The organism is Actinomadura verrucosospora, assembly GCF_039540335.1.
Classification (GTDB): Bacteria; Actinomycetota; Actinomycetes; order Streptosporangiales; family Streptosporangiaceae; genus Spirillospora; species Spirillospora verrucosospora.
Genome location: NZ_BAABEV010000022.1, coordinates 78,002 through 102,882, shown reverse-complemented (window position 1 = coordinate 102,882; position 24,881 = coordinate 78,002). Strand labels below are relative to the sequence as shown.

Annotated in this window: 20 protein-coding genes and 1 tRNA gene; 7 read left to right on the top strand and 14 right to left on the bottom strand. The window is 69.3% G+C overall.

Features of this window, described 5'->3' with window-relative positions; genetic code table 11:
• Window positions 1–25 precede the first annotated feature (25 nt).
• The 5 genes from ftsH to dacB form a co-directional block, all read right to left on the bottom strand.
• Window positions 26–2,029: an ATP-dependent zinc metalloprotease FtsH gene (ftsH, locus tag ABD944_RS23335; protein ID WP_345179752.1), complete on the bottom strand. Its 2,004-nt coding sequence runs from the start codon at window positions 2,027–2,029 to the stop codon at window positions 26–28.
• Between the two features lie 378 nt (window positions 2,030–2,407).
• Window positions 2,408–2,971, bottom strand: a complete 564-nt coding sequence (gene hpt, locus ABD944_RS23330; protein WP_345179751.1) for a hypoxanthine phosphoribosyltransferase — start codon at window positions 2,969–2,971, stop codon at window positions 2,408–2,410.
• Between the two features lie 123 nt (window positions 2,972–3,094).
• On the bottom strand, window positions 3,095–4,093 hold the full coding sequence (gene tilS, locus ABD944_RS23325) for a tRNA lysidine(34) synthetase TilS (RefSeq protein WP_345179749.1): 999 nt from the start codon (window positions 4,091–4,093) through the stop codon (window positions 3,095–3,097).
• Between the two features lie 66 nt (window positions 4,094–4,159).
• Window positions 4,160–5,269, bottom strand: coding sequence for a zinc-dependent metalloprotease (locus ABD944_RS23320; RefSeq protein WP_345179798.1), 1,110 nt, complete (start codon window positions 5,267–5,269; stop codon window positions 4,160–4,162).
• A gap of 140 nt (window positions 5,270–5,409) precedes the next feature.
• Complete coding sequence (gene dacB, locus ABD944_RS23315; RefSeq protein WP_345179748.1) at window positions 5,410–6,729, bottom strand: D-alanyl-D-alanine carboxypeptidase/D-alanyl-D-alanine endopeptidase; 1,320 nt, start codon at window positions 6,727–6,729, stop codon at window positions 5,410–5,412.
• A 218-nt stretch (window positions 6,730–6,947) separates the two neighbouring features.
• Between dacB and ABD944_RS23310 the strand changes: the two genes are divergently transcribed.
• Complete coding sequence (locus ABD944_RS23310) at window positions 6,948–7,439, top strand: inorganic diphosphatase (protein WP_179837865.1); 492 nt, start codon at window positions 6,948–6,950, stop codon at window positions 7,437–7,439.
• A gap of 147 nt (window positions 7,440–7,586) precedes the next feature.
• Here the strand turns inward: ABD944_RS23310 and ABD944_RS23305 are convergent, their stop codons facing one another.
• Together ABD944_RS23305 and ABD944_RS23300 are read right to left on the bottom strand one after the other, a co-directional pair.
• Entirely contained in the window at window positions 7,587–8,822 is a 1,236-nt protein-coding gene (locus ABD944_RS23305; RefSeq protein ID WP_345179743.1) for a C40 family peptidase, read from the bottom strand.
• A gap of 168 nt (window positions 8,823–8,990) precedes the next feature.
• Window positions 8,991–10,499, bottom strand: a complete 1,509-nt coding sequence (locus tag ABD944_RS23300) for an RNA polymerase sigma factor (RefSeq protein ID WP_345179742.1) — start codon at window positions 10,497–10,499, stop codon at window positions 8,991–8,993.
• 549 nt (window positions 10,500–11,048) lie between these two features.
• Between ABD944_RS23300 and ABD944_RS23295 the strand changes: the two genes are divergently transcribed.
• A complete protein-coding gene (locus ABD944_RS23295; protein ID WP_345179740.1) occupies window positions 11,049–11,825 on the top strand; it encodes a MerR family transcriptional regulator in 777 nt (258 codons plus the stop codon).
• A complete protein-coding gene (locus tag ABD944_RS23290) occupies window positions 11,822–14,245 on the top strand; it encodes a VIT domain-containing protein (RefSeq protein WP_345179739.1) in 2,424 nt (807 codons plus the stop codon). The genes ABD944_RS23295 and ABD944_RS23290 overlap by 4 nt, the downstream gene beginning before the upstream one ends.
• Before the next feature lie 446 nt (window positions 14,246–14,691).
• Here ABD944_RS23290 and ABD944_RS23285 read toward each other — a convergent pair whose 3' ends face one another.
• Window positions 14,692–16,143, bottom strand: coding sequence for an MFS transporter (locus tag ABD944_RS23285; protein ID WP_345179737.1), 1,452 nt, complete (start codon window positions 16,141–16,143; stop codon window positions 14,692–14,694).
• A 102-nt stretch (window positions 16,144–16,245) separates the two neighbouring features.
• Between ABD944_RS23285 and ABD944_RS23280 the strand changes: the two genes are divergently transcribed.
• Entirely contained in the window at window positions 16,246–16,620 is a 375-nt protein-coding gene (locus tag ABD944_RS23280) for a MarR family winged helix-turn-helix transcriptional regulator (RefSeq protein WP_345179736.1), read from the top strand.
• A gap of 116 nt (window positions 16,621–16,736) precedes the next feature.
• Here the strand turns inward: ABD944_RS23280 and ABD944_RS23275 are convergent, their stop codons facing one another.
• Both ABD944_RS23275 and ABD944_RS23270 read right to left on the bottom strand, forming a co-directional pair.
• Window positions 16,737–17,183 carry a DinB family protein gene (locus ABD944_RS23275; protein ID WP_345179734.1) on the bottom strand — a complete coding sequence of 149 codons (447 nt, stop codon included), beginning with the start codon at window positions 17,181–17,183 and terminating at the stop codon, window positions 16,737–16,739.
• 513 nt (window positions 17,184–17,696) lie between these two features.
• Entirely contained in the window at window positions 17,697–17,990 is a 294-nt protein-coding gene (locus tag ABD944_RS23270) for a hypothetical protein (protein ID WP_345179732.1), read from the bottom strand.
• 486 nt (window positions 17,991–18,476) lie between these two features.
• Here ABD944_RS23270 and ABD944_RS23265 point away from each other — a divergent pair, with 486 nt between their 5' ends.
• On the top strand, window positions 18,477–18,836 hold the full coding sequence (locus ABD944_RS23265; protein WP_345179730.1) for a hypothetical protein: 360 nt from the start codon (window positions 18,477–18,479) through the stop codon (window positions 18,834–18,836).
• Window positions 18,837–18,842: 6 nt separating this feature from the next.
• Complete coding sequence (locus tag ABD944_RS23260; protein ID WP_345179797.1) at window positions 18,843–19,184, top strand: tyrosine-type recombinase/integrase; 342 nt, start codon at window positions 18,843–18,845, stop codon at window positions 19,182–19,184.
• A gap of 40 nt (window positions 19,185–19,224) precedes the next feature.
• Here ABD944_RS23260 and ABD944_RS23255 read toward each other — a convergent pair.
• From ABD944_RS23255 to ABD944_RS23245, 3 genes are all read right to left on the bottom strand, one after another.
• Window positions 19,225–19,300 (bottom strand) — tRNA-Thr (locus ABD944_RS23255).
• Between the two features lie 64 nt (window positions 19,301–19,364).
• Entirely contained in the window at window positions 19,365–20,846 is a 1,482-nt protein-coding gene (locus ABD944_RS23250; protein ID WP_345179728.1) for an alpha/beta hydrolase, read from the bottom strand.
• 92 nt (window positions 20,847–20,938) lie between these two features.
• A complete protein-coding gene (locus ABD944_RS23245) occupies window positions 20,939–21,631 on the bottom strand; it encodes a TetR/AcrR family transcriptional regulator (protein WP_345179725.1) in 693 nt (230 codons plus the stop codon).
• A 105-nt stretch (window positions 21,632–21,736) separates the two neighbouring features.
• Between ABD944_RS23245 and ABD944_RS23240 the strand changes: the two genes are divergently transcribed.
• Complete coding sequence (locus ABD944_RS23240; protein ID WP_345179723.1) at window positions 21,737–23,224, top strand: MDR family MFS transporter; 1,488 nt, start codon at window positions 21,737–21,739, stop codon at window positions 23,222–23,224.
• A gap of 1,010 nt (window positions 23,225–24,234) precedes the next feature.
• Here ABD944_RS23240 and ABD944_RS23235 read toward each other — a convergent pair.
• Window positions 24,235–24,444 (bottom strand): hypothetical protein, encoded by a 210-nt coding sequence (locus ABD944_RS23235; protein WP_345179721.1) that lies wholly within the window; start codon window positions 24,442–24,444, stop codon window positions 24,235–24,237.
• Between the last annotated feature and the right edge of the window lie 437 nt (window positions 24,445–24,881).

Below are 24,881 nucleotides of genomic sequence, written 5' to 3'. Positions count from 1 at the left end.
TCGTCGTACGGGATCGCCAAGGCCGTCAGCTCTCGCCCGGGGCCGGGTCGACGGCCTCAGAGGTGACGCCGCTCTGGCCGTTGTTCTTGGTCAGGTCGGCGACGTCCTGCGGGCCGAGCAGGGCCAGCTCCTTGGGCGTGAGCACCGGCGGACGGTCGGACGGGAGGCGCTTGCCGTAGCCGGTGTAGGAGTTCTGGTGCGGCCGCTTCTGGATCGGCGCGAAGATCTCCAGCACCTGCTGCTTGGACAGCGTCTCCTTCTCCATCAGGTTGACGACGAGCTCGTCCAGGACGTCCCGGTACTCGACGAGGATCTCCCACGCGGTGTCGTGCGCGCCCTCGATGTAGCGCCGGACCTCGTCGTCGATCGCGGAGGCGATGTCCTCGGAGTAGTCGCGCTCGTGGCCCATGTCGCGGCCGAGGAAGACCTCGCCCTGCCCGGTGCCGAACTTGCGCGCGCCGAGACGCTCGCTCATGCCGTACTCGGTCACCATGTTGCGGGCGATGGAGCTGGCCTTCTCGATGTCGTTGGCCGCGCCGGTGGTCGGCTCGTGGAAGACCAGTTCCTCGGCGGTGCGGCCGCCCAGCAGCATGGCGAGCTGGTCGGTCATCTCCGAACGGGTCGTGAGGAACTTGTCCTCCATCGGGAGGGTCATGGTGTAACCCAGGGCCCGTCCGCGCGGAAGGATCGTCACCTTGTGCACCGGGTCGGAGTTCGGCAGCGCGTGAGCCACCAGGGCGTGGCCGCCCTCGTGGTAGGCGATGATCTTCTTTTCCTTCTCCGACATCACCCGGGTCTTGCGCTCCGGACCGGCCATGACGCGGTCGATGGACTCCTCCAGGGTGTCCATGTCGATCAGCTTGCGGTCGAAGCGCGCGGTGAGCAGCGCCGCCTCGTTGATCACGTTGGCCAGGTCGGCGCCGGTGAAGCCCGGCGTGCGGCGCGCGATCACGTCGAGGTCGACGTCCTGCGCGAACGGCTTGCCGCGGCCGTGCACGCGCAGGATGCCCTTGCGGCCCTCCAGGTCGGGACGGTCCACGGTGACCTGGCGGTCGAAGCGGCCGGGACGCAGCAGCGCCGGGTCGAGGATGTCGGGACGGTTCGTCGCGGCGATCAGGATCACGCCGCCCTTGACGTCGAACCCGTCCATCTCGACCAGCAGCTGGTTGAGGGTCTGCTCGCGCTCGTCGTGGCCGCCGCCGAGGCCCGCGCCGCGGTGCCGGCCGACGGCGTCGATCTCGTCGATGAAGATGATCGAGGGGGCGTTGGTCTTGGCCTGCTCGAACAGGTCTCGGACCCGGGACGCGCCCACGCCGACGAACATCTCGACGAAGTCCGAGCCGGAGATCGAGTAGAACGGCACGCCCGCCTCGCCGGCGACGGCGCGCGCCAGCAGCGTCTTGCCGGTGCCGGGCGGGCCGTACAGCAGCACACCCTTGGGGATCTTGGCGCCGATGGACTGGAACTTCGCCGGGTTCTGCAGGAAGTCCTTGATCTCTTCGAGCTCCTCCAGGGCCTCGTCGGCCCCGGCCACGTCGGCGAAGGTGGTCTTCGGGGTGTCCTTGGTGATGAGCTTGGCCTTGGACTTGCCGAAGTTCATCACCCGCGAGCCGCCGCCCTGCATCTGGTTCATGATGAACAGGAAGATCAGCACGATGACCACGATGGGCAGCAGGCTGAACAGCAGGTTAAGGAAGAAGCTCTGCTTCGGGACATCAACGTTGTAGCCGCCGGACAGCTTGCCGGCGTTGGCCTGGTTCTGAAGCTGCTGCTGCAGCTGGAGGCCCTGGCCCTCGACCCAGGAGGCCTGCTGCTGCTTGCCGTTGGTGAGCGTCAGCTCGATCCGCTGGTCCTTGTCAATGATCTTGGCGGACTTCACCTGGCCCGCGTTGATCTCCTGGACGACCTTGGATGTGTCGACCTTCTCGAACGAACGGCCGGGGTTGACGCCCCACATGACGAGGGCGACCAAGAGGCCGAACAGCAGGATCCACAGCAGCGGCCCGCGAAAATAGCGCTTCACGTCCATTTATCCGGTTACCCCGTAGGGGCCCGTCCCTCCTGACCAACTCTGTGTGCGATCCTCGCCCGTCCCTGGGGACGGACGCCACTGCGACCAACAATGCGACCAACGGGAAGGCCCGTCGCCCGGGGCTCCGGTCCCACCGTGGCGGCTTCCCTCATATGGCTTCCCGAACCCAGGGTCCGGGACACCGACGGTACACCGCAGGCGTAGGAGACGCAGCCGACGCCGTTCTCCCGCATCCCTTGCCTATACCCGTCAACGACCTTTGCAACGATTCGTCACGGTCCCTTGTTCCCTGGGGGCGTTGGTGCGCCTCCGGCCGGCGTGGACATGTCCGGGCGATCCGGGCCTCCCCGCCCCTGCCGGCAACCTCCTGGACGCTCAGGCTCCGTCCCCGCCGTACACGTGCGGGGCCAGGGTCCCGACGAAGGGCAGGTTCCGGTACCGCTCCGCATAGTCGAGCCCGTAGCCGATGACGAACTCGTTCGGGATGTCGAAGCCGATGTACTTCACGTCGAGTTCGGTCGTGACGGCCTCCGGCTTGCGCAGCAGCGCGCAGATCTCCAGCGAGGCGGGGTTGCGCGAGCGCAGATTGCTCACCAGCCACGACAGCGTCAGGCCCGAGTCGACGATGTCCTCCACGATCAGGACGTGCCGGTCGAGGATGTCGGTGTCGAGGTCCTTCAGGATGCGGACGACGCCGGAGGACTTCGTGCCCGAGCCGTAGGACGACACGGCCATCCAGTCCATGGAGGCGGGCGAGTGCAGCGCCCGCGCCAGGTCGGCCATGATCATGACGGCGCCCTTGAGGACCCCGACGAGCAGCAGGTCCCTGCCCGCGTAGTCGGCGTCGATCTGCGAAGCGAGCTCGCGCACCTTGGCCTGCAGGTCGTCCTCGGAAATCAGCACCTTCGCCAGGTCGTTGCCCAGGTCCTTCTCGTCCACAACCCCACCTCATAGCTCAGACCTCGCCCGTCCGGTGGGACGGACGTCGGACGGACACCGCCGCGCGCCGTTCGGGCAGTGCGCGGCGGACGCGGCACGTGATGATCCGCACACACCGCGACGTCAAACCGGGCCGAACAGCAGCTTTCCAGACCTCCTGAAGGCGCGCAGCCCCCCGGGCAGATCCACGTGCCGCTGGCCGTGCCAGGCCGTGACCAGCCGATCCACTGCATCGATATGGACCGCCGCGAGCGTACCCGGTGGGCTGCCGGCCCTGACCGCCGCCGTCCGCAGCACCCTGGTGCGGACGGCTCTGGGCAGCCCTGCGAGCCCTTCCAGGCGGACCGCCACGGTGTAACCGTCTTCGGAGACCTCCAAGTCGGAGTAGGCGCGAGCGCTCATCTCGTCTAGGGCGTCGGCGTCGTCGCGCAGCATCCTCGCCGTCCGCGCCAGTGCTTCGGCCACTCCCGGGCCGAGCGCCTCCTCCAGAGCGGGAAGGGCCTCGTGCCGGACGCGCACGCGCGCGAAGGCACGGTCGATGTTGTGGGGGTCGTCCCAGGGGTCCAGGCCCATGGCTTTGCAGGCGCGGCGCGTGGTGGCGCGATCCAGTCCCAGAAAGGGCCTTAGGTAGAGGACGCCACTGGAGCGTCTGAAAGTGGTGGGCATGCCGGCCAGCGAGCGGGCCCCCGAACCACGCGCCAGCCCGAGCAGGACGGTTTCGGCTTGGTCGTCTTGCGTGTGACCAAGCAGGACGCCCGTAGCGCCGATTCGATCGGCGGCACCCTCCAGGGCTGTGTATCGGGCATCGCGGGCCGCGTTCTCTGGTCCGCCTGGTCCGTCGACAGTGACCGCGACAGATCCCGCTGGGTCGAGACCAAGGCCGGCCATGGTTCGGACCACCTCGTCGGCGCGCTTGTCCGAGCCGTCCTGCAGGCCATGGTCGATGGTGATGCCTCCGGCCCGACGCCCTGCCCTGGGCGCTTCGAAGGCCAGCGCCCCAGCGAGCGCCAGCGAATCAGCGCCCCCGCTGCACGCGGCCAGCACCATCGCGCCCTCAGGCACGTCGGCGAGCACCCGGCGCACCGCGAGACGCACCGCTGCCACAGCCGGATCAGGGCCCATGGCAAACGTCTACCATCACACGGCGTCGCACGCCCAAGGCAGGCAAAGCCTCAGGGTCGCTGTGGGTCAGGCCTCGTTGGCCTTCGGCGGAGCATCGATGGCGCGTGTGCCGACGACCCTGCTCATCCACAGCGTGGGTTCCTTGATCTCGTCGTGGCTCGGGAGCGTCTCCGGCGACTGCCAGACCTGGTTGAAGCCGCTCATTCCGACCTCGGTGACGACCCTCCGCACGAACCGCGACCCCTCCGCGTACTGCTTCATCTTCAGGTCGATGCCGAGCAGGCGCCGGATCGTCTTGTCGAGCTTGGAGCCGCCCGAACGCCGTCCCTGGAAACGCGACCGGATCTGCTGGACGGACGGCACCACCTCGGGGCCCACGGCGTCCATGACGTAGTCGCCGTGCCCTTCGACAAGCGTCATCACGGCCGTGAGGCGGTCGAGGATCTCCCGCTGCTCAGGCGTCTGGATCGCGTCGATGAGGTTGGAGTCACCGCCGCGCACGGCGTCGGCGACGGCCTCGGCCGCGTCCCGGATGCGGTCCAGCATCATGCCGGGGTCGAGGTCGGACGCGAGGAGGAACTTGGTCATCTGGTCCTGGACGTACTCGCGCAGCCAGGGGACGCCGGTGAACTGAGCGCGGTGCGTCTCCTCGTGCAGGCAGACCCAGAGGCGGAAGTCACGCGACTCCACACCAAGCTCCTGCTCCACATGGACGATGTTGGGCGCGACCAAAGTCAACCGCCCTGTCGGCGCACGCCCGGACGGGTCCGGCGGCAGGAACAGCTCGTACTGCCCCAGGACGCGGCTCGCCATGTATGCCAGGATCGCGCCCACCTGCATACCCGTGACGCGAGAACCGACCGCCTGGACGACGACGTTGCCCGCCCCACCGAGGGGGCCGCCGTTCCCCTTCGCGGACATCTGCTCCATGAGCGGCTCCAGCACCACCCGGAAACCGTCCACGTTGGCACGGATCCAGCCGGGCCTGTCCACGATCGTCGCAGGGTCGGGGTCGAGCTCGGACGCCATCCCGGTGAAGTCCCGGACGTGCCCGTGGGCGATCTTCGACAGGTCGCGCAGCTCCTTGACGACCTCACGGGCCTCGGCATGGGTGACCTGCGGCCCGGGCCTGACGAGCCGGGTGCCGGCCTGGACCGCCAGGTTCCAGTCGATCATTGAGGCGCTCATGTCACCACCGTACGTTCGGAACGCGGCGCCGGAGCGCCCTGCTTGGTCGTTCAACGAACAACCGTTCTGGTTATCTCCCGTACGGGCGCCCCCACACCCGCGCCGTGGCTCGGGTGTGGGGTCTCAGATCAGCCGCATCCGCAGGTGGCCACCGCTGCGGCGAGCTGGTCGAGCTTGCCTGGGTCGACCGGTCCCTTGCCATCTCCTGCCATGAACGCGAAGGCGAGCAGGCGCCCGTCCGCGTCGTAGGCGAGTCCGGCCAGGGTGCTGACGCCCGCCAAGGTGCCGGTCTTGGCGCGCACCATCCCCGCGCCCCCCTGGCTGGCCGTGACGGTGTAGCGGGGCGGGCTCAACGTCCCGGAGAACCCTGCGATGGGCAGGCCGGTGATGACCGGGCGCAGCTTCGGGTGGTCCCCGCCCGCGGCGAGAGAGACGATCCGGGCCAGCGCGATGGGCGAAATGCGGTTGAGCGGCGACAACCCACTGCCGTCGTTGACCGAGACTCCCTCGGCCACGCCCAACCCGGCGAGAACCTGCCGGACGGCCTGCGCGGCATCGGCGAATGTCGCGGGACGTCCCAGATTGATGGCCACCTGGCGGGCCACCGCCTCGGCCACGTCGTTGTCGCTGTCGGTCAGCAGATGCTCCACGAGCGCGGACAACGGCGGCGACTGGACGGCGCCGAGTTGCGCAGCCCCCTTACCAGCGATGGTCGAACGACCGGCCCTGGCACTGACCCCGTTCTTGGACAGCAGGCGCGCGAACTCCCTGGCCGCAGCGGAAGGCGGGTCCGAAACCCGTGTCTTGCTGGACGGGTCCGATGGCGCTACACGTCCCTCATCGACGGTCAAGGCGCTGACGGGCGCCACCTCGCCGTCGGGCAGATAGTTGGGTTTCCAACCCGCAGCCGTACGAGGCCCCTGGTAGGCGGACGAGTCGTAGTCCACGCGCACCTGGCCCGCGCCAGACGCCTTCAGGGCCGTGGCCGTCTGGCGGGCCAGATCCGCAAGCGACGCATAGGGCGGGTGGTCGGCTCCGGCACGCGGCGGCAACGCCGTCAGGGTAGGATCCCCGCCTCCGACCAGAATGATCCCGTCGCCGGCGCCGCGCACGACCCGGGTGGTGATCCGGTGGCCCGGCCCGGCCGAGGCCAGCGCCGCCACCGACGTCGCCAGCTTCGTCGTCGAGGCCGGGGTGGCGGGCTGCCCGGCGCGCAGCTCGTACAGCGGCCGCCGGGTCTCCGCGTCGACGACCACCGCGTTTATCTTCGCCTGCGGTCCCCCGATCAGCGCGGACAGCCGCCCCGCCAGGGCGGACGGGTCGGGCGGACGGCCCGACCCGGGCTCCGCGGCGGGGATCGCGGCGGACGACGGCGCGATCCGCACCAGGTCGCGCGCCGCCACGCTGGGCGGTTGCGGCGACAGGCGGCGGTCGGGTGTGAGTTTCACCACTGCCAGACCTGCGGCGACGGCGAAAACGTTAAGGAGGGACAGCGACAGGACTGCGAGGGCCCGGCCCCGTCCAGGCACGTGACCGCCCCTCTCCCACTCAGCACTCACCAACGTGCGACATCCTTATACAGGGGAACACTCACCTGTGGTGCCGGCCTCGCCCACAGGCTCCCGAAAGACTATTCACTGCGAGCGCGCAGGGAGCGGAGGACATCTTGGATTTCGACGTCACGATTGAGATCCCGAAGGGTCAGCGGAACAAGTACGAGGTGGACCACGAGAGCGGCCGCATCCGGCTCGACCGCATGCTCTTCACCTCCACGCAGTATCCGGCCGACTACGGCTTCGTCGAGGACACCCTCGGCGAGGACGGCGACCCCCTGGACGCCCTCGTCCTGCTCCAGGAACCGACGTTCCCCGGCTGCCTCATCCGCTGCCGCGCCGTGGGCATGTTCCGCATGACCGACGAGGCCGGCGGCGACGACAAGGTCCTGTGCGTCCCCGCCACCGACCCCCGCATGGAGCACCTGCGCGACATCCACCACGTCGCCGAGTTCGACCGGCTGGAGATCCAGCACTTCTTCGAGGTCTACAAGGACCTGGAGCCCGGCAAGTCCGTCGAAGGCGCCAGCTGGGTGGGCCGCGTGGAGGCCGAGCAGGAGATCGAGCGTTCCTTCAAGCGCGCCTCCGACCAGGGCGGCCACTGAGCCGTCTCCGGCCCGTGCGGCCGGCCGGGCCGTGCGGAGTCGCGGACGGCACCGACCCGCTCCCTGCCGCCCACGCGACGCTCGCGACGAACCCTTCTGTAGGACTCCTGCAGAAGGGTTCTCGCTTTGTACGGGGGTTGGGCTCTATCAGCCCGCAGGGCGTATGGCCCCGATCAGGTCGTGCCGGTGGATGCTCGCTATGCGCACCCGTGCACCGGTGTAGGGCGCTTCCACCATGCGTCCATCGCTGAGGTAGAGCCCGACGTGGTGGATCGTGGTGGGGTCGGAGCGATTGGTCGCGAAGAAGACCAGGTCACCTGCGCGCAGTCTGCTGATGGGAATGTGCGGTCCGGACGTCCACTGGGTGCCCGTCCAGTGGTCGAGCCGCACACCCGCCTTGTTCCACGCGTACATGGTCAGGCCTGAGCAGTCGAAGCCGACCGTCCCGGCACCCTGATCGATGCCGTAGGTCGGCCCGTCCATGTCGCCCCCGCCCCAGGAGTAGGGCGTGCCGAGCCACTTGAGCGCCGCCTCGACCGCGATGGCACCGCGCGCCTCTGGTGGCACCTCCTTCGGAACGGGGAAATCCGAACGGAACTTGCGCGTCTGCGCCTTCTCCCGCGCTCGTTCCCGCGCACGTTCCCGCGCGCGCTTGACTTCCGCAGCATGCGCCTGGGCCTTACCAAGCTTGTGTTCCAGACGGCGCTTATCCGTCTCGATGCGCTGGACGGCCTCCTGTTGGGTGGCCACAGCGTCCTGTGCGAGCCGTTTGGCCTCGTCGGCGCGCCTCGTGGCTGCGCCTTGCTCGTCCAGCGCGGTCTTCGCCTGGCGGCGGAAGACGTCCGCAACCGTCTTGGAGGCCTCGACCCGGCGGAACATGGCGGTCCGTCGTTCGGCGAGCATCTTCACCATGCCCGCGCGGTCCATGAAGCCTTGGGGCCCGCCTTCCCCCGCGACCGCCGAGGACATCGGGTCGTAGCCGGTGTTGTCCTGGTAGACCTGCGCGGCGAACGTCGCCAGTTCGGCTCTGGCCTGCTCCACTCTCCGGTCCGCCTCGGCGAGCCTCCCTTGGACGTCCCTGTACGTCTCCTGCGCGCGCCGCAGTTGCACGAGTTCCCCGTTGTAGCGCTCCACGGCGGCCTCTGCGGTGACGGCGAGCCTGTCGAGTTCGCCGTCGGCCTGGGCGAGCATGGCCTTCGTCCGCCCGACCTCGGCCGCCTGCTCCCTGACGTCGCGTTCGCTCCGTTCGACGTCCTTCGCGCTAGGGCCGGGCGGGTCGGACGGACGGGCGGACGCGCCCGGCACCAGCACGCTCATGCCGATCGCGAAGCCGGAGGTGAGAGTGACCAACCGCAGTGCCCTGCCGGCGGAAGGCAGGGTCACGCGACGGCGACGTAGCTCGGGTGCGCCAGGTGCCATGATCACGTCCTCCCCGCCCGCGTTACCGCCTAGCGCAAATGATCAGCTACGAAGCGTAGTTGACTCGGGAAAAGGCAGGTAGAAACGCCACGCGGTGGCCGTCCGCAACGGAGGAAGGTCAGTCGCCGGGCGTCAGGTGCTGAGCGCAGGCCGCCATGTGACGTGGACCAGAGGCCCGCCGGGTCGGAAGGTGACTGTGCTTTCTCCGTGGGACTTCTGCCCTCGTGAGACGTGCACATGGACCGTTACGCTGTGCCCGGCTGCAAGATGCCCATAAGCCGGACTGACTGCGAGAGGGCCTCGGCTCCTCGCCTTCCAGGCCACTGGGTTGCCCTCTGCCCATAACTCTATGGAGCCGTTCGCTCCTCCGGCCAGGTCCAGGAATAAGGGTGAGACCACGAGCGCGCCTGCGGCCGCGGACTTCGGGGACCCATCCGAGAACGCCAGCAGCGACGACATGCCTAAGAGAGCGGGCGGCGGAGCGGACGAGTTGCGCGCGCCCAAGGGAAACGGGGCCGAGGGGACGGCGTCGAGGGTGTCGGAAGCACGTGGACGCGCAGGCATCTGCTGCCTGGATCCGGGCCTCTGGGAGGCGCCGGGAACCGCCGTCGGACGCGGGCCGGCGTGTTCGTCCCTGTTCTCACGCTGGGCACTGACGACGTACATGGACGCGACCCCGGACGCCGACAGGAGCGCGACGGCCATGAGCACGGCAGAGGCACGACCGACCTGTGCGTAGAGCCCGGTCGCCCCGTCCTCCTTGGCGGTCCTACGGGTGCGGCCGAACCGCCAGCGCCGGCCCTGGCGAGCCACCCGTTCGGGACGCCCGAAGGCGGTCTGGAGGGGAAATCCATCGGACCTGAAATCCGTGACACGCGTGGCCACGAAGAGCCTGTAGCCGACCAGCTCCGGATCCAGGAAGCAACTCATCACCCTGAGCCGCATCTCCGGCGCGGGCTCCGCCTCCGGGAGCAGCCCGAAGACCTTGGCGGCCGACAGGGTTCGGGGACGGAGAGCCCCACAGGCGGAACACTCTCGCGCGTGCTCCATCAGCCGCTTGCTGATGTCGTAGGTGAGCTCACCATGCCGCTCACGGAGGAGGAGAGCCCTCTCGGGGCAATCGTAGGGGCCCTCGTTCGTGAGTATCTCCGCGGTCAAAGCCGCTTCGAGTGCGCCGTGCGCGTCGTCGAGTGCCATCTGCGCGTCCCTCGCCGACAACCCGAACACGGCGGCAAGGTCGGGTACCGACAACTGGCGCCTGACGCGCAGCTCCAGGATCTCTCGCGAGAGAGGTGGCAGCGACATCACCGCATGCCACGCCGTGAGGCGCTGGTCGACGTCCTCCTGGTCGTGACTGGCGACCGGCACGTCCGGCACCTGGTGCCTGGACGGCATGCGGCGGGCGCACTCCAACCTGGCGATGGCATAGAGCCATGGTCCGAACCGGTCGCGTTCCCGCAGCTCGCCTATGTGCGCCTCGGCCACGATGAAGGTGTCCCGCAGGGCGACCTGTGCCGCGTCGCGTCCCCTCAGCTGAAACCAGCAGTACGCGTAGAGCTTCTCGGCGTAGGCGTCGTAGACCGCGGCCGGGGCGCCGGGGTCGCGCTCGCGCAGCGTCTCGACCAGGAGATGGTCGCTCATGCCAGAAAAGGTAAAGGCTGCGGACGCTCGTTACCAGCAAATTCAAGAGATCACATCCCAATACCGAACAGCACTCTTACCCCATAAACAGATCTATTGGACACCATGTCGCTATTAATAGACTTTGGGCGCTTCGTCCGAGATACTGCAAGGTTCACCGAGTTCGTATGACCAGGACGTCGCCCCGATGAGCGACCGGAAGGCCACCGAGGGTGACACCCGGACATTTCGGACCTCGGCTCCGGAGCGACCATTTCTACAATCGGCGAGGCTGCACTTCCGGCCACGGCCATAAATGCCTAACCAAACGGTGAGCCAGGCAACGAATGTCGCCACTATGACGCCTCAAAGGGCAATTCGGCCACGGCTTCGTCTCCGAGCATGCCCGACGCACGTCCAATTCAACGTTCGGCGACGGCGCCCGCCACGAGACCGAGCCCGAGTCGTCCGGGAGTCGGCATACCCGAGCAGCGTCCGGGAGGGCCGGTGCAGCACCGCTCTCCTCGATCGCGATTGACACTGTCATCGTGACAGTGTCATCATCAAGCTATGGACGACGACACCTGGACGATCGCCGAACTGGCGGACCATGCCGCCGCGGCTCTCGCGGCGGGCGCGTCCGCACAGGTCAGCGGCCGGGTGCGCGACCTGCCCAACGAGCGGCTGATCCGCTGGTACACCACGATCGGCCTGATCGACCCTCCCCTCGGCCGCCGCGGTCGCACCGCCTTGTACGGGCCCCGCCATCTCCTCCAGCTCGTCGCGGTGAAGCGGCGACAGGCCTCGGGCCGCTCCATCGCCGAGATCCAGATCGAACTCGCCGCCGCGACCGACGCGGAACTCGCCAAGATCGCCGCAGTTCCCCCTCCGTCGGCCGACCTGCCGGCGCCCGCCCCTTCCTCCGGAGCATCCGGCCCCCTCGGCTCGAACGCCCCGGCCATTCGGGACGCAGATCAGGCTCCCCACCGCGACTCCGCGGCAAGACCGGAGGGCCAGGGCATGCCGCCCCCAGCCCGCCCGAGCGCGGCGGGCGGCGAGAGAGGCAACTTCTGGAGCACGCGCCCCGATGTGTCATTCCGGCCGAACGTCGATGTCAGCGGCTATGGCGAACCCCGCCCCGCTCTCGTCCAGGGCGTCCGTCTCGCGCCCGGCCTCACCGTGCTTCTGGAGGTCCCTGACCTGAACGGCGACGACGTCGCCGCCATCGAGGCGGCCGCGCGTCCGCTTCTCGACGAACTACGCCGCCGCGGCCTGCTCGCCCCGGCACGGCCCCCCGCCGAAAGCCCCGACTTCCAGCCCGCCGACCCACCCCGGAGGATCCAGTGACCGTGCGTATCCTGCCGCTACCCGAGCCCGCGCCGCCGGTACCCGACCACGGGCTCGGCGCGCTCAGCACCGGCAGGGGAAACCTGCCGCTCGACTCCGTGGACGTGCACGCGTCCATCACCGGCCTCGCCGCGGGCATCGAGGTCGTCCAAGGCTTCCGCAACCCCTTCGACGAGCCGCTCGAGGCCACCTACATCTTCCCTCTGCCCGACCGCGCCGCCGTCACCGCGATGCGCATGGAGGCCGCGGACAGGGTCATCGAAGGGAAGCTGAAAGAGCGCGGCCAGGCGCGGCATGACTACGACACCGCTATGGCCGCGGGTCAACGCGCGGCCATAGCGGAAGAAGACCGCCCGGACGTGTTCACCATGCGGGTGGGAAACATCCTGCCGGGTGAGCGAGTCACGATCAGGCTCTCCCTCGACCAGCCGCTGCCGCACGAGTCGGCGTCCAGCGCGACGTTCCGCTTCCCCCTCGTCGTCGCGCCCCGCTACATCCCCGGCGCTCCGCTCGACGGCGAGCGCGCAGGCTCCGGCACCGCCGACGACACCGACGCCGTGCCGGACGCGTCCCGGATCAGTCCGCCCGTCCTGCTGCCCCACTTCCCCAACCCGGTTCGCCTGGCCGTCACCGTCGACATCGATCCGGCGGGGCTTCCCCTCACCGAGATCCGGTCGGCGTTGCACGTGGTCGCCGAGGCAGGCGACGGCGAACGGATGACCGTACGCCTGCTACCGGGCGAGCGACTCGACCGCGATTTCATCCTCCGCCTCGACTTCGCCCCCCACGAAAGCGCGGCCCTCTCCCTCATCCCCGACGAGTCCGGCGAGGAAGGAACGTTCAGCCTCACGGTCCTGCCTTCCGGGGAGGTGAGGCCCCGGCCACGCGACGTGGTGCTCGTCCTCGACCGTTCCGGCAGCATGCACGGCTGGAAGATGGTCGCCGCCCGCCGCGCCGCCGCCCGCATCGTCGACACCCTCCGCGCCGAAGACAGGTTCGCCGTCCTGTCCTTCGACAGCGTCATCGAGCGCCCGCGCGACCTCGGCTCCAGACTGGTCGACGGCACCGACCGCAACCGGTTCCGCGCCGTCGAGCACCTCGCGGCGCTGGGCGCGCGGGGCGGCACGGAGATGCTCACCCCGCTCGACGAGGGCTGCCGCCTGCTCACCGACCCCGCCCGCGACCGGGTCCTCGTCCTCATCACCGACGGCCAGGTCGGCAACGAGGACCAGCTCCTCGCCCACCTCGAACCGCGCCTGCACGACATCCGCGTGCACACGGTCGGCATCGACCAGGCCGTCAACGCCGGATTCCTGAACCGCGTCGCCTCGATCGGCCAGGGCCGCTGCGAACTGGTGGAGTCCGAAGACCGCCTCGACGAAGCGATGGAGCACATCCACCACCAGATCGCCGCCCCCGTGGCCACCGGTCTCTCCCTTCACGCCGACGGGCTGGAGATCGTCCCGGGCAGCGTGGCACCCACCCGGCTGGGCGCCCTGTTCCCCGGCGTGCCGCTCCAGATCGCGGGCAGGTTCCGCGGCGCGGCTTCCGGCGCCCTCTCCGTGCGGGGGACGGCGTCCGACGGCACGACCTGGGAGCAGCACGCCACGGGGGTCGTCGCCAAGAACTCGGCCGCCCGATCGATCTGGGCCCGCGCGCACCTGCGCGACCTAGAAGACCGCTACACGGTCGGCGGCGCCGGTGACCTGGAACAGCGCATCATCTCGACCTCCCTCCGGTTCGGCGTCCTGTGCCGCTTCACCGCGTTCGTCGCCGTGGACAGCCGGGTCGCGACCGAAGGCGACGCTCCGCACCAGGTCGTTCAGCCGGTGGAGATGCCCCGCGGCTGGGCGGGAGCCGCACCGATGGCCGCCCCGCGAATGGCCCCGGCCGCCTTCTCCGTGGGAATGGAAGGCGCCGCCCCGCCGGCAGGCGGAGCTCCCCCTCCCCCCGCCATGCCTTCGGCGCCCATGCCGGCCGCCCCCACGAGCCCGCCCCCGATGCCGCAAGGCGCCCCGGCCGGCTACGGCGCGCCGCCCCCGCCCCCAGCCCGCTCCTTCGGCCGCCCCGCCCGCCGCGCCCGACGAGCGGCAGGCCCTGCGCCCTCACCCCTCGCCGGATTCCAGCAGGAACTGGCCAACGTCCTGGGTCGCCTCCGCCAGGTCCCCGACACTCGGGAAGAGCGCGTCCAGCACCTGCTGAGCGAGCTTCTCCCCATCCTGGAGTCGATCGTCCAGCGAATGCAGACCCTTTCCTTGGACACCAAACCCCTCGCCGACCTTCGCGATGACCTCCACCGCCTCCGGCCCACCGCCGACCAGCCCACTGTCAACGACCAGTGGACCCAGGCCCTCCAGGTCCTAGCCGACTTCACCGGCGAATCCCCGCCCCGCCGCCCCTTCTGGAAACGTCCCGGCTAACCCAAGGCGGGGGCGCCTCCAACAGGAGACGCCCCCGCCACACCGCACGCCGCAAACAACGCGGCACTCCACACCAGCACCCACCCACGCCACCGCACCCCATCCAGCCGCAGCGCTTCGCCTAGGTTCCCCACACCTAACGGCACATCAAGCACCCAGGAACGTCACAGATTCAGCGACAGCGCTAATCCCCCAGGAGCACAGTCGCTCCCAGACCCGCCAACGCCCCCGAGTCCGCAAACCCCGCCAGGCACACACACCCCGCTAAACGCGCACTTTCCCCTAGGTGCGCAGCTCCCGCCGGGCGCTCGACCGCCGTTCACGCACAGACGCCCCCGGTGCGCGGGCGCTGCCGGGGGCGGGGAGGCTTGAGGGGCCGTCGGGGAAAGGTGTGGGCCGGGGCGCGCGGTGGGTTGCGCGGCCCGGCCCACAGTGGCGGAGGGCGGTCAGGTGTGCTTCGGGCGGTAGCGGCGGAGGAGCGGGATCAGGTTCAGGGCCAGACCGATCACGGCGACGGCGCTGACCAGGTTGACTCCGGGGTGGAACTCGCCGAATCCGTCGCCGCCGGCGGCCGTACCGCCCGCGACCAGGGCGGTGACCAGGGCCAGGACCAGGGCGGCGCCGACCTGGCCCGAGGTCTGGACGAGGCCCGAGGCCAGCCCCTGCTCGGAGTCGTCGATCCCGTCCGTGGCCTGCGCCATGATCGAGCTGAAGCCGAACGCGAACCCGCCGCCCAGCAGCAGCATCGTGGGCAGGATCGTGAACACGTAGTGCGGAGCGTTGCCGGCGGTGGCCAGGAACCAGGCGTAGCCGAGGCTCAGGGAGGTCATCGAGCTGATGATCAGGCGCGGCGTCCCGTAGCGGTCGATCAGGCGCCCGACGAACGGCGAGCCGAACGCCACGAGGAGCCCGGCCGGCAGCAGGGCGAGGGCCATCTTCAGCGGCGACCAGCGCAGCACGTCCTGCAGGTAGAGCGTCATCATGAACTGGAAGCTCAGGTACGAGCCGAACAGCGCGACGATGCTCAGGTTGGCCCGGACGATCGAGCCGATCCGCAGGATGCCGAGCCGGATCAGAGGGTGGCGCACCTTGTTCTCGGTGACGAAGAACGCGATCAGCAGGGCCGCCGCGACGGCGACGGAACCCAGGGTGACCGGGTCGAGCCAGCCGCGCTCGGGCGCCGAGACCACGGTGTAGACCGCGAGCAGCATGCCCCCGGTGAGCGTCAGGGCACCGAGGATGTCGTGCCCTCCTTCGGCCGCCGACCGGTCCCGCGGGATCAGCGCGATGCCGGCGACAAGGGCGAGGACGGCGAGCGGAACGGGCGTCAGGAACGTCCAGCGCCACCCGAAGCTGGTCAGCAACCCGCCGAGGATCAACCCGGACGAGTAGCCGCTCGCCCCGAAAACGGAGAACACCGACAGCGCGCGGTTGCGCGCCGGGCCCTCGTGGAAGGTGGTGGTCAGGATGGACAGGGCGGTCGGCGCGGTGAACGCGGCGGCCAGCCCCTTCACGAACCGCGTGGCGATCAGCAGCGTGCCGTCGTTGACGAGACCGCCAACCAGCGACGCCACGGCGAACACGGCGAGAGCGGCGAGGAACACGCGGCGGCGGCCGAGAAGGTCGGCGGTGCGCCCGCCGAGCAGGAGCAGCCCGCCGTAGCCGAGAACGTAGCCGTTGACGATCCACTGCAGTGAGGTGGTCGAAAGGCCCAGTTCAGCGCCGATCGACGGCAGCGCGACGCCCACCATCGAGACGTCGAGTCCGTCGAGGAACAACACGGCGCACAGGACGGCGAGGACTCCCCACAGCCGGGGAGTCCAGGTCTGTTCGGCCGGCGCGCCCACGGCGCCCGGCCCCCGGACAGCGGAGTCGGGTGAGGTCTCGGTGATAGTCACGTCGAGGGACAGTACATGCACATGCATCAAATGTCCACGCACAAAGTTCCGGCGAATTTAATGCCTGTGCATCTGATGCGCCTGCATGGTAAGATGCGCGGCATGGAGGCGGAGTCAGTCCTGGTCGACCGCTGGCGCAAGCTGGCGACCTGCTACAACACGGTCGCGTGCGCTCTGGACCGCGCCCTTCAGGACGTCCACGGCCTGAGCATGAGCGAGTACGAGACGCTCGACCGCCTGGTGGATCAGAACTGTGAGAAGCGTCGCATGCAGGACATCGCCGCGGCCATGTACCTCAGCCAGAGCGCCCTGTCCCGGACGGTCGCCCGTCTGGAGAAGCACGGCTACGTCCAGCGCGGGCTCTGCGAGGCCGACCGCCGCGGCGTCTTCGTGGAGATCACCGACGCCGGCCGCCGCTGCCACGCCGACGCCCGCGACACCCACCTGAAGATCCTCGCCGAGCACCTGACCGACTGACCCGGGACGTTCAACCGCGGCCGCTGTGACGGGCTCGAATACTTCGGAGACCTCTGGCGATCGTGGACTCTGTCAGGCGCACACCCTCCGCTGTCGCCAGCTGCGCTGATCGGCAGCTACTCGCCGGTCGTCCCGTCCAACAGCTCGCGGGCGACGTCGAGGTGGCCGACATGGCGCGCGTACTCCTGGAGCAGGTGGAAGAGGATCCTGCCGAGGGAGGGAGCTTGTTCGGACGTCCGGAAACGACCACCCAGACGAGCTCGGTCGTTCAGTGCGGCACCGTCCAAAAGAGCGCGCGTATGCGAGACCTCCAACCGATAAGCGTCCATGACCTGGGCGGTGGCCCGGTCAGCAGGGACGGTCCATTCAGCCTCGTCGCCACCGGGCGGGTAGGCGAGAACGTCTTCGGCGGCGAATCCCCAACGCATCCACCGGCGTTCGACCCAACCCAGGTGCTGCACCAGGCCGAGCGGTGACCACCCCAACGGCTCGACCGGCTCGCGGAGCTGCTCGTCCGAGAGCCCGGAAAGCTTGCGCATCAGCGCTTCGCGATACCACTCCAAGTATCCGAGCAAGAGCTCGCGGGCGTCTGTCACCTCAACGCCTGGACCATCGAGAGGCGCGGGCACCTGGCCCGGAGGGTTATGCATCCGCCGAAGGGTAGTGCGGCTCCGGTCTCCAGGCCGTCTCAGCAGGCACAGGGCAAGGCATTATTCAGAACCTTGCTCCTGTTGCGCCGTCTCGTCAGACGAAATCCGCGCTCGTCATGCCTGCCGGATGGCCGGGCGGCCACTGCACGAGCTCGATCCGGTAGCCGTCGGGATCCGTCAGCCACGACGTCCGGAGCCCCGACCCCAGGTCAGCCGCCGTCTAGCGCCAGCCCCCCACACTGGACGTCTGCAATCACGACCAGCTCGTACCCGAGCACGGGCTAGAGGGCGAGGGAAGGGCCGAGGTCGGGGGTCGCGCAGGCCGAGGTGCGACATGGGCACGCGCGGCCGATTCTTGCGACCCCTCACGCCATCGTGGCCGAGTTCCGGCCCTGACTCATCGCAACGGACAACTCTCGCCCCTTCTCACAGAGGGGTGAACCTGATCCTCCAGTCGCCTTCGGCTCGCACATGCAGGTAGGTCGAGCCTGACAGGTGGGCTTCGGCGTAGGTGGCACCCTTGCCGGACAGAACCCGCTGGCCCTGCTCGAAGTCCGTCGTGAGTTCCGTGAGAGAGAAGTCGCCGTGCTCGGCGTGCGTCATCTGGACGATCGCGGGGCCTCCCATGTAGCGGAAGACGAAGGAGCCGCGCGAGGAGATGTGGTCGCGGGCCGCCGGGACGGTGTCGAAGCGCTGCAGCCACGCGGACCACCGCCCCATTGTCTCGATCCGCAGGTGGACGTGCTTGTCCTCACGTACAGGGAGCGGCGCCACAACACGGCTTCGGTGCCCTCGAACTCGAAGCAGAACCCGTACGTCTCCCGCTTCGACGAGCTTGACCACGCTTTTCCGCTCGCCGCCGTGGAGGCGGACGACCAGCACCTGCGGGACGCGTGGTTCACGATAAGGAAACTTGTGCTCCCTGGCTCCCCTTCCCTGAACTCGCTGGCTCTTGCGTACGCCCGGCGGGCACGTCTTATAGGGCGCGGGTTCTCCAGGAGCGCGCGGCGCAGGGGCTGGGGCCCGAGACCCGCGCGGTCGAGAACTGGGCGCGGATGCGCGCGGCTCGGGCGGCGGTGGCGGGCGTCGGCCGGTCGCGATGGGTGGCATGCCCTCGTTGATCCTCACCCCGTCCGCGGCGCACACGTCGATGATCCGGGTGACGCCCCCCTCGGGGGTCCAGGAGAGACGGTCGACGGACGTGCCGTGGCGCGGGTCGAAGAAGCACAGGGGACGGCGGGGCGGCGCAGGGTGGCCCGCGAGGCGGGCGTCGACGCAGGCGAGCGCGTGGCGGCCCTCGTCCAGCGCGATCAGCACATCCGCGGCGTCCGCGCGGTCGCGGTCTCCGACGAAGGCCCTCTTGGCCTGCTCATAGGCATCGAGCGCCCGCGAGTAGTCCGTCAGGAGATCGGCGTCCGCGGCGTGCTGCTCGGGTACGAAGGGGTGCCGCGCCAGCGCCTCGCCGAGGGCCGTGATTTCGGCGTCGATGAGGACGAGTTCGTCCGTACGTCGCCGGCGGAACAGCCTGAACATGAGCGAGACCTCTTCATCCCCCGAATCCGGTGAGATCGTATCGAACCGGCGCTTACAACGGCTCCCAGAAGGGACGCGCCTGCCCGACACCGCACCCCACACTCAAGTCCTCGAACTTCGCCACGTCCTGCGGCAACTCTGCTCACGACGGTCGCGTCAGGTTCGCGTGGCGGCCATGCTCGCGCTCATGGTTCGCGCCACCTCCACGCGACGACCCTTCCTCTGGCGGGTGTGCCCGTCCACATCGTCGCCGCTCGGCTCGGGCACGCTGACCCGGCCATCACGCTTCGGGTCTACGCGCACGTCGTTCGCTCGGCCGAGGTGGCTGCGGCGGACGTGTTCGCGCGGGGCATGAAGGGAGCGGTCGAGGCACCGCTGTAAGCGCAGAGGCCCCTTCCGGGATCGGAAGGGGCCTCTGAGGTGGAGCCGCCTATCGGAATCGAACCGATGACCTATTCATTACGAGTGAATCGCTCTGCCGACTGAGCTAAGGCGGCGTGCCATGCGAGGCATGGCGGAAGCAGTCTACCGGGTGTTGGGGGGTGGGTGCGCACCGGTTATTCAGCGGCAGGTGGTCCCGTTCTTGGGCGGGTCGGCGCTGATCAGGTAGTCGTCGGTGGCCTTGGTGATACAGGAGTTGCCTTGGAGGTAGGCGGTGTGGCCGTCGCCGTCGAAGGTGAGGAGGACGCCGCTGGAGAGCTGGCCGGCCAGGCTCTGGGCCCACTTGTAGGGCGTCGCGGGGTCGCGGATGGTTCCGATGACGACGATGGGGGCGGCGCCCTTGGCGGTGATGGGTTGGGGTGCTTGTTCGGTCTGGGCGGACCAGTAGACGCACGGTAGGCCGCCCCAGACGACGAACGGTCCGAAGCGGGGAGCGACCTTCTTGGCTTGGGCGGCTGCCTTGCCGTAGGCGGCGAGGTCCGGCGGGTTGGGCTTGTCGACGCAGTTGACGGCCATGTTGGCGTCGGTCTGGTTGCTGTAGGTGCCGTTGGCCTTGCGTTCGACCATCTCGTCCGCGAGAGCTAGGAGAAGAGTGCCGTCGCCCTTCTGCGTCGCCTGGGTGAGCGCCTGGCGCAGAACGGGCCAGTACTCCTTGACGTAGAGGGCCCGGGCGATGCCCATCACGGCCAGGGACTCGGTGACCTTGCGGGAGTCGCGCGTGTTGCTGAGGGGCTTCTTGTCCGTGGACGCGAGGAAGGAGGAAACCTGGCCGATGACCGCGTCCGGGGTGTTGCCGAAGGCGCAGCCGCCCGACTTCACGCAGTCGTCGGCGAAGGCACGGAGAGCGGTCTCGAAGCCCTTGGCCTGCTCGATCAGGAGGTCGGTGGACGACAGCTTCGGATCGACGGCGCCGTCCAGGACGAGGGCGCGGACGTTCTTGGGGAACTGCTCGGCGTAGAAGGCGCCCAGGTACGTGCCGTAGGAGGCGCCGTAGTAGGTGAGCTTCTGGTCGCCCAAGGCGGCGCGCAGGACGTCCATGTCGCGGGCGGCGTTGACCGTGCCGACGTAGGGAAGCTCCGAGTCGGCCTTGGCCTTGCAACGCTGCGCGAAGGCCTTGCTTGCGCCGCCTAGCTGGTTGGTCTCGTTCGGGTCGTCTGGGGACGCGTCGGTGGCGAAGAACTCGTCCAGCTGGGGTCCGGTGTTACAGCGGACGGGCGCGCTGGACGCCACCCCGCGCGGGTCGAAGCCGACGATGTCGAATCGCCGGCGCAGGTCGTTCCCGAAGGTGCGGGCGGCCTGGCGAACGAAGTCGACCCCGGAACCGCCGGGACCCCCAGGGTTGGTGAGCAGTGAACCGATCCGCTCGGACTTGTCTTCGGCCGGGAGCCGGATGAGCGAGATGCCGACCTTCTCGCCGGACGGCTTGGTGTAGTCCAAGGGGACCTGTACGGTCGCGCACTCGAACCCGTTGCGACAGCCCTTCCAGGACGGTTTCTGGCCATAGAACTGCCCCAGGCCCGTGGGGACGCTTGCGGCCTGGCTCGTGTTCCTGTCCCCGCTGTCGCAGCCGGTGGCCGCCGCCAGAACCAGCACAGCGGCCACGCTGATGAGTTTCGCTGCCCGCACCCGGTCCCCGTCTCGCCGTAGCTGCACGTACGCCGCCGCCTACGCTACGTCGGCATGGTGGTCGAGGGCTACTTCCGTCGGTATTCGTGTTCGATGCCGTCCAGCACCCACTTGAGGCCCAGCTCGAAGCTGTCACTGCGGTAGAAGCCCGTCTCCAGGAAGGGCTTGAGGTGCGGGAGCTCGCCTCGTTCCACCAGCAGCCGTACGTACGACTGCTCCAAGGGGGTCGTTTGGACGCGCTGCGGGGCGGTATCGGCGGCCTGCCGCTCCATCGTGATGAAGCCCAGCATGTAGTGGTCGATCGTCTTGACGATGGCCAGCATGCCTTCCGGGTCGTCGGTGAGGCGGGCGGCGGCGGCCAGGGTCTGCTCGATGTGGCGCAGTCCGTTGGGCCCGATGCGCGGGGAACGTCCCGCGAGTTGCAGCATCCACGGGTGCCGCAGCCCGGCCTCGCGCTCCCTTCGGGCGATCTCGATCAGCGCCTCGCGCCAGCCGTCCGGCAGCTCCCCCTGGACCAGCACCTCTTCGGCGACCACGTCGTACATCAGGTCGAGGAGGTCCTCTTTCGCGTCGATGTGCGTGTACAGGCTCATCGCCCGGACGCCCAGCTCGCTCGCGATGCGGCGGATGGACACCGCCTCCAGGCCCTCCGCGTCCGCCAGCCTGATCGCCGCTTCGACGATCGCCTCGCGGGTCAGCTTCGGCCTGCGCCCGCCGCGCGGACGCGTCCACACATCGCCTGACCTCGGTGTTGCCGCCACACCAGAGATCGTACGCGAGACGCCGTATCGATACGGTGTACGGAGCTGGCGATACGCTGTATGGTGTTGCCGATACGGCGTACGGAAACTGGAGGGGGAACGGGGATGACCACGGCAGGCACCGCACCGTCCATCCAGAAGGCACCCATCGATCCGCACCTGCGCAACATCGCGGTCGTCGTGGTGCTCGGCGCGATCATGACGGTCCTCGACAGCACGATCGTCAACGTCGCGATCACCGCCCTCGGCCGGGACTTCGGCACCTCCCTAGCGACCATCCAGTGGGTCGTGACCGGCTACACCCTCGCCCTCTCGATGGCGATCCCGCTGACCGCGTGGTCGGTGCGGCGGTTCGGGGCCCGGACGATGTGGCTCGTCTCGCTCGGCCTGTTCATCGGCGGGTCGCTGCTGTGCGGGCTCGCCTGGTCGTTGCCCTCATTGATCGTGTTCCGCGTCCTGCAAGGGTTCGGCGGCGGCATGCTGATGCCCGTCGGGCAGACGATGCTCGTCCGGGAGGCCGGGCCCGACCGGATGGGCCGCGTGATGAGCATCGTCTCCGTGCCCGCGATGCTGGCCCCGATCCTGGGCCCGCTGCTCGGCGGCGTGATCGTCGACAACCTGAGCTGGCGGTGGATGTTCTTCGTGAACGTCCCGTTCTGCGCGCTGGCGCTGGTCGCGGCCCTGAGGATGCTGCCGCGCGACGGTGAACGCAGCACGGACGCCCGGCTGGACGTCATCGGCATGCTGCTTCTGTCTCCCGGCCTGGCGGCCCTGGTGTACGCGCTGTCTGAGGCGGGAAACGGGGCGGATCTGACCGGGGGACACTTCCTCATCACGGCGATCGCCGGCGGCGTCCTCGTCGCGGCGTTCGCAGCCCACGCGTTCCGCAGGGCCGACGGCGCCCTCATCGACCTGCGCCGTCTCGGCACCCGGGCCTTCACGGCCGCGACCGGCGGGCTCTTCCTCTACAGCGCCGCGATGTTCGGCCTGATGATCCTCGTTCCGCTGTTCGCGGGAATCGTCCGCGGGGAGTCGGCTCTGGACGCGGGCTGGTTGCTGGCCCCGATGGGGGTCGGCGCGATGGCCACCATGTCGGTGTCGGGACGGCTCGGCGACCGTTTCGGCGGACGATGGCTCGCGGTCGGCGGCATCCTCTGCGTCCTCGCCGGGACGGTGGCCCTCACCACCCTCTCCCCCGGCACCGGACGCGCCACGATCATGGCCGCGATGCTCGTCGTCGGACTCGGCCACGGCATGATCGCGCCGCCCCTGATGGCGATGGCCTACCAGGGCCTCCCCCGCGAAGCGGTGCCCGCCGCGACCACAGGCGCGAACATCCTGGTCCGCATCGGCAGCTCGTTCGGCACGGCGGTGACGGCGGTCATCCTGCAGATCGGGATCCGCCACGAGATCCCCGGAGCGTCCGGAAGCCTGGACGAGGCAGCCGGACACCGCACAGCAGAGACACTGTCCCTCCTGGCGAACGCCTTCACCGACACCTTCTGGTGGACTGCGGTGTTCCTGGTGGCGGCCTTGGTCCCCGTCCTCACCATCCCGCGCAAACCACAACAGAGCCCACCCGCCACGGCCTGACCCGCCCGGACGGTCTCGTCACAGGAAGCGATGATCCCGCGGCACTCACTCCGCGAGGCCGGTCAGACCGTCGCGTAACTCGGTCCCCTCTGCCCCAGGCCTCGGCTGGACCGGGCCGCTCTGAGACAGGCCGCAGCTGGATCCGGCCGATCTGGGGCAGGCCGTCTGATACGGCCCGGTCTCAGACGCGCCCATCGGACCACGCCGGGGCTGAGACAGACCGGTCGGAGCAGGCCACTCGAAGACGGGCCACTCCGTCCGTCTTAGACGGGCCGGTCGGACCGGTCCGGCCTGCCCCAGACTGCTCTGGGACGGGCCCCTAAGAAGAACCGGTTCGAGGGCTCTGAGACGGCCAGTCTGCGGCTAGGCCGCACTACAACTGGCCGGTCCCAAGGCAGGCTGGGGCCGGGGCAGGACCCTGCGGGAGGGCTGGGCTGGGCTGGGGCTGGGTGGTCTGGGGGGTTAGTTGTTGGTGGGCTGAGAGGTGGGGGGTGGTCCTTGGTTCTTGCCGGTGCCTCGGTGGGGGGCTAGGGAGGCGCAGGCTTGCATGGCCTTCTGCTCTGCTGCGGATCTTGTGGGGCGGATGCCGGTCGGGGAGTCGTTTGTTGGGGCGTTGGACGGGCGTCCGGTTTGCGGACTGCCTGGGCCACCGGTCGGGGAGTCGCTCGGACGGTTCGGCGGGCGGCCAGTTGGTGGCGCGCCGCCGGGGGCCTTTCCGCCGTCCGGGATATCTGCGCCCTGCTTCTCAAGGCAGGCGCGGAATGAGGCCATGGGATCGGCCACGGCCGTCTTGTCCGGGCCTGCGGCGGCGGTGCCGCCGTTTCCGCAGGCTGTGCTTAGCAGGATTGTTCCGGCGGCGGTCAGGATGCCGAGCATCCGCATCGCGCGCATGCTGCCCATTGAGATCTCCCTCTTTCATCGCTCTGCCGGGATCTCCGGGCAACGGCCGGAGCGCTCGTTCACGGTGGTCGCGGTCAGGGGCCGTCCCGGCCTGGGGAGCCCTGGACGATTCAACGGCCGGAGCGCTCGTTCACGGTGGTCGCGGTCAGGGAGCCGTCCTGGCCTGGGGAGCCCTGGACGGTGACGGCCGTGCCCGCGTCGAGGTCGCGTAGCCCGCCGTCCTCGACGATGCGGATCTTGGTGGTTCCGGTGGTCTTGACCTTCACGGTCTCGCCGGAGGCGGTGCGCAGGTACAGGGTGTTACCGACGACCTTGGTCACCGTTCCGGTGGTTCCCGAGCCGTTTGGACGGTTTCCTGTCCCCGGGCCGTTGCCTGGGGCGCTGCTGGGGCCGATGCCTGGGGCTCCGCCTGGTCCGTTGTTGGTACCCGGGGCGCCGTAGCCGCCTTGGGGTCCTGCGGCGCCCGGAGGTCCGCCGTAGCCGCCGGTTCTGGTACGGCCGTCGGCAGACGGTTCCGAGGAGCCGTTCTCGGACCACTTGTGCGCCTGGACGCCGCTCAGGAAGCCTGCGACCAGGAGGACGCCAGCCGCTAGGTAGAGCGTCGGCCCTGGCAGAGACCTCTGCGAGGGCTGCGCGAGCAGGTCGGTGGCGAGATCGTTGTCGAAGGGCGAGCTCGCCAGCAGTTCGGCGTCCCCTGTCGAGTTCTCGGGCATGTCTTGGCTCTCACTCACAGCGCACCGTCACAACCTGCGTCAGC

What these genes read in the sequence shown, in the direction of transcription:
- ABD944_RS23295 (WP_345179740.1), top strand. Translation starts at nt 11,049, where the DNA reads ATGGACGACGACACCTGGACGATCGCCGAACTGGCGGACCATGCCGCC.
- ftsH (WP_345179752.1), bottom strand. Translation starts at nt 2,029, where the DNA reads ATGGACGTGAAGCGCTATTTTCGCGGGCCGCTGCTGTGGATCCTGCTG.
- ABD944_RS23320 (WP_345179798.1), bottom strand. Translation starts at nt 5,269, where the DNA reads ATGATCGACTGGAACCTGGCGGTCCAGGCCGGCACCCGGCTCGTCAGG.
- ABD944_RS23240 (WP_345179723.1), top strand. Translation starts at nt 21,737, where the DNA reads ATGACCACGGCAGGCACCGCACCGTCCATCCAGAAGGCACCCATCGAT.
- tilS (WP_345179749.1), bottom strand. Translation starts at nt 4,093, where the DNA reads ATGGGCCCTGATCCGGCTGTGGCAGCGGTGCGTCTCGCGGTGCGCCGG.
- ABD944_RS23270 (WP_345179732.1), bottom strand. Translation starts at nt 17,990, where the DNA reads ATGGGGCGGTGGTCCGCGTGGCTGCAGCGCTTCGACACCGTCCCGGCG.
- ABD944_RS23300 (WP_345179742.1), bottom strand. Translation starts at nt 10,499, where the DNA reads ATGAGCGACCATCTCCTGGTCGAGACGCTGCGCGAGCGCGACCCCGGC.
- ABD944_RS23280 (WP_345179736.1), top strand. Translation starts at nt 16,246, where the DNA reads ATGGAGGCGGAGTCAGTCCTGGTCGACCGCTGGCGCAAGCTGGCGACC.